General features: G+C 58.1%; 5 protein-coding genes and 3 pseudogenes. 4 read left to right on the plus strand and 4 right to left on the minus strand.

What is annotated here, in order from left to right; all coding sequences use genetic code 11:
• Positions 1 to 129 precede the first annotated feature (129 nt).
• Positions 130 to 1,464: a PLP-dependent aminotransferase family protein gene (locus tag RN01_RS30790; RefSeq protein WP_017513087.1), complete on the plus strand. Its 1,335-nt coding sequence runs from the start codon at positions 130 to 132 to the stop codon at positions 1,462 to 1,464.
• A gap of 665 nt (positions 1,465 to 2,129) precedes the next feature.
• Here RN01_RS30790 and RN01_RS33570 read toward each other — a convergent pair.
• Together RN01_RS33570 and RN01_RS33580 are read right to left on the minus strand one after the other, a co-directional pair.
• Positions 2,130 to 2,408, minus strand: a pseudogene (locus RN01_RS33570) (helix-turn-helix domain-containing protein); the annotation flags it as partial.
• A gap of 1,638 nt (positions 2,409 to 4,046) precedes the next feature.
• Positions 4,047 to 4,487: a hypothetical protein gene (locus RN01_RS33580; protein ID WP_128646586.1), complete on the minus strand. Its 441-nt coding sequence runs from the start codon at positions 4,485 to 4,487 to the stop codon at positions 4,047 to 4,049.
• 87 nt (positions 4,488 to 4,574) lie between these two features.
• Here RN01_RS33580 and RN01_RS33585 point away from each other — a divergent pair, with 87 nt between their 5' ends.
• Positions 4,575 to 4,883: a helix-turn-helix domain-containing protein gene (locus RN01_RS33585; RefSeq protein ID WP_104669951.1), complete on the plus strand. Its 309-nt coding sequence runs from the start codon at positions 4,575 to 4,577 to the stop codon at positions 4,881 to 4,883.
• Positions 4,884 to 5,306: 423 nt separating this feature from the next.
• Here RN01_RS33585 and RN01_RS30795 read toward each other — a convergent pair whose 3' ends face one another.
• Both RN01_RS30795 and RN01_RS30800 read right to left on the minus strand, forming a co-directional pair.
• Positions 5,307 to 5,618 (minus strand): hypothetical protein, encoded by a 312-nt coding sequence (locus tag RN01_RS30795; protein WP_017513085.1) that lies wholly within the window; start codon positions 5,616 to 5,618, stop codon positions 5,307 to 5,309.
• A 120-nt stretch (positions 5,619 to 5,738) separates the two neighbouring features.
• Positions 5,739 to 6,293 (minus strand): hypothetical protein, encoded by a 555-nt coding sequence (locus RN01_RS30800; RefSeq protein WP_223277386.1) that lies wholly within the window; start codon positions 6,291 to 6,293, stop codon positions 5,739 to 5,741.
• Between the two features lie 161 nt (positions 6,294 to 6,454).
• Here RN01_RS30800 and RN01_RS30810 point away from each other — a divergent pair.
• Positions 6,455 to 7,191: pseudogene (locus RN01_RS30810) on the plus strand (IS3 family transposase); the annotation flags it as partial.
• A 66-nt stretch (positions 7,192 to 7,257) separates the two neighbouring features.
• A pseudogene (locus RN01_RS34195) lies at positions 7,258 to 7,377 on the plus strand (IS3 family transposase); the annotation flags it as partial.
• Positions 7,378 to 7,511: the final 134 nt, after the last annotated feature.

Consider the following 7,511-nt stretch of genomic DNA (forward strand, 5'->3'; position numbering starts at 1 on the left):
TGAGGCTGCACATGCGATGGATGCAGTACAAATCCTCGCGTGATGCGAGCCATGTACGTTCGTGTTGTGTAGCAGGCATGCAGGCGCAATAATCAATACGCTCCGACAATTGTCGTGGATACCACTGACATGCCCCGACACCGCTACAAGCAACTGGTCGACCAGTTCGCGGCCGACATCCATGAGGGTCGTTTGCGTCCCGGAACGCGATTGCCAACCCACCGTGAACTTGCAGCCCGGGAGGGTCTGGCATTGGTCACCGCTACGCGTGTCTACGCGGAGCTGCACGCAATGGGTCTGGTAAGCGGCGAGACCGGCCGCGGCACGTTCGTGAAAGAGGTGCTGCCACGTGGCCACGGCATCGATCTTCAGCCCTGGAGCGACGACACGATCGACCTGAGCTTCAACAATCCTTCGATGCCAGGGCAGGGGGAGCTTCTTAGGGCAGCCCTGCGTGGGCTTGCAGGATCAGGGAACCTGGAAGCATTGCTCAAATACCATCCGCATGGTGGCCGTGAGCACGAACGGGAAACGATGGCCAGACATCTGGCCGGACGAGGCTTGGCGGCAAACGCAGACAACACTGTGCTCGTCAGTGGAGGTCAGCATGGATTGACCGTCACGGCCATGGCCTTGCTGGAGCCTGGAGACGTGGTCGCTGTCGACGTCCTGACCTATCCGGGGTTCAAGCTCACTGCCGAGGCCTGCCGGCTCGAACTGGTTGCGATACCTTCATCTGCCCGCGGTCCGGACCTCGACGCCCTGGCAGCGTTGTGCCGTCGACGGCGAGTGCGTGCCGTGTACACCATGCCGACGTTGCACAACCCGCTGGGATGGGTCATGAGCGCCAGACGCCGGCGTGAACTGGTCACCATCGCGCGGCAACACGGACTGATCCTGATCGAGGATGCAGCATATGCGTTCCTGGCGGATCGCTCGCCCCCCCCGCTGGCCGCGCTGGCTCCGGAGGCGACCGTGTACGTGTCCAGCTTATCCAAAAGCGTCGCGACGGGCCTGCGCGTGGGAGCGGTTTGCGCCCCGCGGGAGTGGATCAGCAAGGTGGAGCGGGCGATTCGTGCCACGACATGGACTACGCCAGCAACGATGACGGCAATCGCCTGCGGCTGGATCGAAGACGGAACGGTTGCGCGACTCGAGCTTGAGAAGCGACGTGACGCCGCATTGCGCCAAGGCGTCGTGACCGAATATCTGAGTCACCTGAAGCCGGTCCGACATCCCGAGTCGTATTTCGTCTGGCTTCCGCTGCCTGAGAATGTACGCGCCGATGCGGTGGCGAAGGCGTTGCTGCGGGAGCGGATCTCCGTGTCAACGGCACAGCCATACGCCGTCTCGAAGCATGTGCCGCACGCCATTCGACTGGCACTCGGTTCTATCGGTCTTGACGCGCTCGGACATGCCCTTGGGACTGTGGCCAAGGTGGTGGACGATTTCTCTTGCCTGTAGGTGTTCCGTCCGACAATCGCAGGCTGACGCCAGTTGTCGAGCTCGCAGCAGCATTGATCTGCGCATGAGTCCGGCGGACGGCGTTGCCGATTGCCGAACGGCTGAAAGCCACTCCGCAGGCGACGTTTGGCCATGGATTTTCTACGACCCCTAGTGGCCGGTCTCGGCCGTCTCCCGCATTCTCCAGGTCCTCTGTTTCGGGCCTGCTCTTGGCCTTGTGATAAGAAAACTTTGTGTGTCACGAACGCAGGCGGGAGCCTGCGGTGCTGTACTGAAGATGGGAGTAGGTCTCCCGAAGTCGGCTTTCAGGAGCAGGCTTCAAACCGCCCGGTGCTGCTGCGTCCAAAAGACGCGGTGGTGAGCGACCGTGGAAAAGTCACCCGGAGAGGGTGGCAGGTACGTGTTGAGTAGATGAGCGAAAGCAAACCGTCCGACGACGCATCGTTACTTATCTAAAGCGCTGTCAAAACTGGAGTCGTAAGTTTACTCCAGGATCAGTTGGGACGGCACCTGATTACGGACCTGATGGCAGCCGGTGTAAAGGCGGCATGAACTCAATACAGGCTTTGGTACGGAACGTGAGAACCTTGCTTCGGATGCGAAGGGAAAAGACAAATGGCTGACACCATGAGAATGAATACCGATGCCGGAGTGAGGGGCGGAGCAGATGGGGCGCGTCCGAGCCGGAATGCAATCGAGCGGATCGACAGCCCAGCCACGACGGAACGAGATATCTCCTCTCGTTCGGCGAGCGTCAGGGCTAGCCTGGAGCGGTGTCGGGGTGCTGGCTGGATGCCGCCGGACTCCGCCAGAATCCGTTGCACAGATGAATGGTACCGATCAAACAGTCGGGCGATCTGGTGAAGCGTGTCACCTTTCCGCCACCGCTCCCACATTAGTGCCTTCTGGGTCTCGGAGTAGTAGATCCGGCGCCTCTGTTTCATTTGCAACACCTCCACTGCTCATGCAGCGTCTAGTGTGTTGCATCGACCGGTTGAATCCACAGCCGATCTCGGACCTCTGGCAATAGACACCGAGATCTGGCAGCTATCGGCAAGGGGCGTCATTCAATCCCGCTGTGGCCCAGAAACTCGGGCGTCCGCGTCGCATCAAGCAAAGGACCGATCCTTTCGCGACCGTGAACTGCAGCACGTGCATGTCGATTAGCCACCTAGGCTTGGCGTACCGACCTTAATGTCGCGCCAAAAGAAGCGCGAAAGAGAGTCACATTTATATGGATTTGACACCAACAGCCCAACATCACGTTATGCGCATGATGCTAAGTTGCTGATTTCAGTGAAATTTTTCATGGTTTTGATGATTGGTACACAGGCGTACCGACCTTGTTGTCGCGTGCCATTGTGTTGTGTCGCGCCATTAAGGTCGGTACGTCGCGCCATTAAGGTCGGTACGCGGGGCTTTCAATCGCCCCAAAGCCTTGCTGGAGGCGGCCGTACCGACCTTCTCCATTTGTTGTTGCCGATTATTTGCCACGGATAACGACAAAAATGACAGAAATTCGACTTGTCATTGTTCGCACAGATTGGTGCATTCGAGTCCTGACATCATCAAAGCGTGATGCGGACCGTTTGCCGTGCGGACGCGGCATGCGATCAACTGTACTCTTTTCGGAATCACCGCGGCTAATATTACTGAGCTTGCAGCGGATTGCGCCTGAACCTTCACACTTGATTCCAGTTCGCGTCAGAAGGGGTAGAGAGGCCAGCTCGTCGTTCAGGATGGGGAGGGTGCCGTCACGTGGTGGCTGTGGCGCATGGCGTTCGGATAGTGGCTCGGCCGACCCGCTTGTGGCGCCCTAACCGGCGTGCGGAGACGTGGACGCAGTAGTTGTAGGGCAAGAATTAGCCTTCCGCCCAAAGCAAGGGATCACGGGGTATGCGGCTAACCGGGCGTGCTGCACCGGCATGGTCGAGTGCCAACATTAGCGCCATCAGCGCGACTGGGCACTTTCCGAAGTTTGCGCCGGTTGCAGCAGTCAATGATCGCTTAGAGCCCTGTCAGCGATACGCGAAGTTTCCCCTTATAGGCACTACGAACGGGCCTGTGCGACTTGGCGTTGTCCGAAATCTCTGCCAGGGCCAGCCAACCTGGACACTTCGTTTTTGCAGGGCAACAACGTCTGCCCGCAGCTTTTCACTCGGCTTGCTTGTGTTAGCCATATCAGCAGTGGCAGTTTCTTTCGCGTTCAAAATGGGCAAAAGAGTGCATTCTCCAGCCACGCGTACCAATCCCAAGGATATATGCAGTCACCTGCCGATTCGTGATGGAAGATGGGGACCATCTCCCGCTGAATCAACTGCATCAGTTCGCGAATGTATGGTTGTGGAATCGAGGCAAGCGCGACAAACGCGCCAAGGCGATCCTGGCCAATCGGTACGTGGTTTCGAAGCTGATCTAATTGGCTCACCGTTCGCATGTGTTTGGGCCTCACATTTCCTATGCATTGCTGTGTCGTTGCCGAACAATGGCGGCCAAGTCAGGCGCGGCCGCGTGCACTAAATGGCGCGAGCTGGTTGACGTCCAGTCGCACAAGTTGCTAGGCAGCCGGGCAGGACTGCCGCTCAGGTCGTCATTCCATCGCAGAGCGCAGCAGCAGGAAGTTTCCATTGACGGTGCGTTTCCGAGTTCGCTGGCCTCGGCACAAATGCGTACCGCTCGCCCGATTCCGTATGGCATTCAAGTCCCGAGCGATTGCCCAGAACCCATTCGTCGATGCCGACCACTGGCTCCAAATGCCAGGTTCCTGATTTGTGCAGCCCGCTAGGCACCAGTGCTTGAACGGCGCCGATTCGCTCTGGCGCATGAATAAGCATATCGACCACGTCCTCCATTGACGAGGACAGAATCCAATTCGGCAGTTCGCTGGGGTCGAGGTGCTTCACCTCCAACAGAAGGCTAGGGCGCATTTCGTCAACGCTAACGCATTGCCAGGCTTGGGCGGGTGCAACCAGGGCTTGTAATGAAGGATTGGGATGACGCCAAGCTTCCTGCGTTAAGAACACGACTCTCTCCAAGGTAATGAACACTATAGATTGTAGCTCTATAGTGTTCATAAAGACGAGATTATGGGATTTGCTTCAGCTCTTCCCATGACGCTCAGAGAGAACTTTGGTGGTGCGTTGCGTACAGTGCGGCGGTTCCGGAAAGCTCCGCAAGAGGCGCTGGATGTGGTTTCCAGCCGGACATACGTCAGTAGCCTAGAGCGAGGGTTAAAGAGTCCGACACTGGACAAAATTGATTCTCTTGCCGAGGCTCTCAACGTACATCCACTTACATTGGTGGCACTCACATATTTGCGGTCGCGTACGCGATCTGAGCAACGCGCCATCTTAGAGAAGGTTCGATCGCAACTCGAGGAGTTGTCTAAATTCGAGAAGAAGCAGCGGACTGAGCCCTAGCGTCCGCGTGCAGTAGATGCCTTTTGCTAGCGATTCCGACGCTCGGGAGTAGGCTGGCGCCGTGTGGCGCCTCCGCCCGAAACTTGCACCGTAGGACAGGATCGCCGCGCAGCCATCGCTACGCGGCGATCTCATGTTAACGCTCAGGAAGAAGCGGCAACTCAATCTTCGCAATGCTCCGGTTGCCGAAGGTTGCCGAAGGTCGCCAGCGTGCCAAGAGCCAAGAGCCAAGAGCCAAGAGCCAAAAGCCAAAAGCCAAAAGCCAAAAGCCAAAAGCCAAAAGCCAAAAGCCAAAAGCCAATGCGCCAGTCAGGAAATCACGGCGTGACGCATGCGCAAGAAGTACTGCCGCTATCGCCTCCAATCGGCGGTTACCGACCCTGAGCAGACACCCAATTCGCCACGCTGGTCACCGCGAAGCGGTCATCCACGCAAGGACCGAGCTATCGTATTGAGCCAATCTGGATAAGCGTCATTTTCAGCGTAGTAGACAATCGCTGCGACCCGTTGAGCCGGTGAGAGTTGGCTCGCGAGTTCGCCTAGTACTTCATCGAGAGCTATTGACACCTCAAGAAAATACTCAAAGCCCTCTTGCAGTACGTTGCTAGGAATGCGGTACTCGTCGGTCAATGAAACCAACCGTGCGTCCGAGTTTGCGGTCCATGGTCGTTTTGCGACGATGGTGAGTGTGTTATCGACCGACTCCAGGTCCGCGATGAGGGAAGCGAGGTTCATGTAAATCCGATTCTCTGTCGTCGTACGTGTGCAACGCGAAGCAGCCTCTAGTGAGCGACCGGTGCTGGCCGATAGGCGGTAGCCGCAGCAAAACACTTCTCCATCACGACGTTGGACAGCCTAAGCCCCGATGAGCATACGCAGCTTACCTAAGTCTGTGGTCTCTGATTCGATGTGAAAAAGGTCGTCGGCCACGCCGCTTGCGTTATCCGCAATGCCAATGACGAAATCGCGCCCGAATTTCGAATGCAGTTGGGCCAAGCGCGCCACAACTCGTTCGATGTCAGCAAACCAATCAGTTGGCTCGAATTCAGGCTCGGGCAGGGTCAAGTTGACTCCTAGGTCCCAGTCCGGCAAGTCATCTGGTCGGCTACCAGCGTGCATGCTCTTCTGGTTCACCACAATTGGGCGCGAAGCGACCCAGCCTGACGAGTCTGCAAGTGCGACGAGCTCCCGCTCGATAGCCACTGCAACGTCGTCGAGGTCAGTCCCATCTACATACGCATACAGGGTGTGTCGTTGCATGGTGCGGTGGATGCCTTTGAGGACCAGACTACGTATTGTGTGCAATGTGGTGGTGGTTGTCGACTGGCCGCTTCTGGCCGGTCCCCGTCGTCCGCCCCAGTCACAGGCCAGGCCCGGCTCCATCGGCGGCTCGCGACGCTGAGCGGTCATTGGGATGGGCCAGAGAGTGATATCCATTAGACCGGGAGAATGCCCTCAGCGCTTTGTTTTCAGCGCCTCTTGTATTTGCTGGATAACGAGGGCTTCGATATCCCCCTGAACCGCCCCGGGATTTGGCTTGAGGAGGCTCCAACTCTTGAGAGAATGGAGCCATGAACAAGACGAACAAGTTCTCACCCGAGGTGCGCGAGCGTGCCGTGCGCATGGTGCAGGAGCATCGAGGCGAATACCCCTCGCTATGGGCAGCCGTTGAATCCATCGCGCCCAAGATTGGCTGCGTATCGCAGACGCTGCTGGACTGGGTCAAGCGTGAGGAGGTCGACAGCGGGCAACGCGAGGGCCTGACCAGCAGCAAGCGCGAACGCCTCAAGCCGAGCGGCCCAATCAACTATGGGTGTCGGACTTCACCTATGTCTCGACCTGGCAGGGTTGGCTGTATGTGGCGTTCGTCATCGACGTATTTGCGCGGCGAATCGTAGGCTGGCGCGTGAACAGCACCATGCGTACGGACTTCGTGCTGGATGCCCTGGAACAGGCTCTGTATGACCGCCAACCGGCCAGCTCCGATGCCTTGGTTCATCATTCCGACAGAGGCTCCCAATACCTGTCCATTCGCTACACCGAGCGCCTGGCCGAGGCTGGCATCGAACCCTCGGTCGGCAGTCGTGGCGACAGCTACGACAACGCGCTGGCCGAGACCATCAATGGGCTGTACAAAGCCGAATTGATTCACCGCCGAGCGCCCTGAAAGTCCAGGGAATCCGTGGAACTGGCCACCCTGCAATGGGTGCGCTGGCTCAACCACATCCGACTGCTTGAGCCCATCGGGTACATCCCTCCGGCTGAAGCTGAGGCAAACTACTGGCGGCAACTCGCCAGCGAGGCGCTGTGGCGGCCTCAACTTAAACCAATCGGCCTCCTCGAAAACCGGGGCGGTTCACAAGGTAATCTGTCCAGGGAGCAAGCGCGAGCCGACGTGTTCGACTATATCGAGCGGTTCTACAACCCGACGCGCCGACATTCGACGCTCGGCTATGTCAGCCCGATAGAGTTCCAAAAGGCGCAAGAAGCTTAGGTCGGTGTCCACCGGACCGGCAGCAGCCCAGTACTCTGCGTTTTCCGCGCCAAACTGGACACCCATTCCACGGCAAACTGGACACTGATTCCACGGCAATCTGGACGGCCATTCCAGCGCAAACTGGACACTGA

The sequence above is a fragment of the Cupriavidus sp. SHE genome (assembly GCF_000812445.1).
In the GTDB taxonomy this organism is placed as follows: Bacteria; Pseudomonadota; Gammaproteobacteria; order Burkholderiales; family Burkholderiaceae; genus Cupriavidus; species Cupriavidus metallidurans.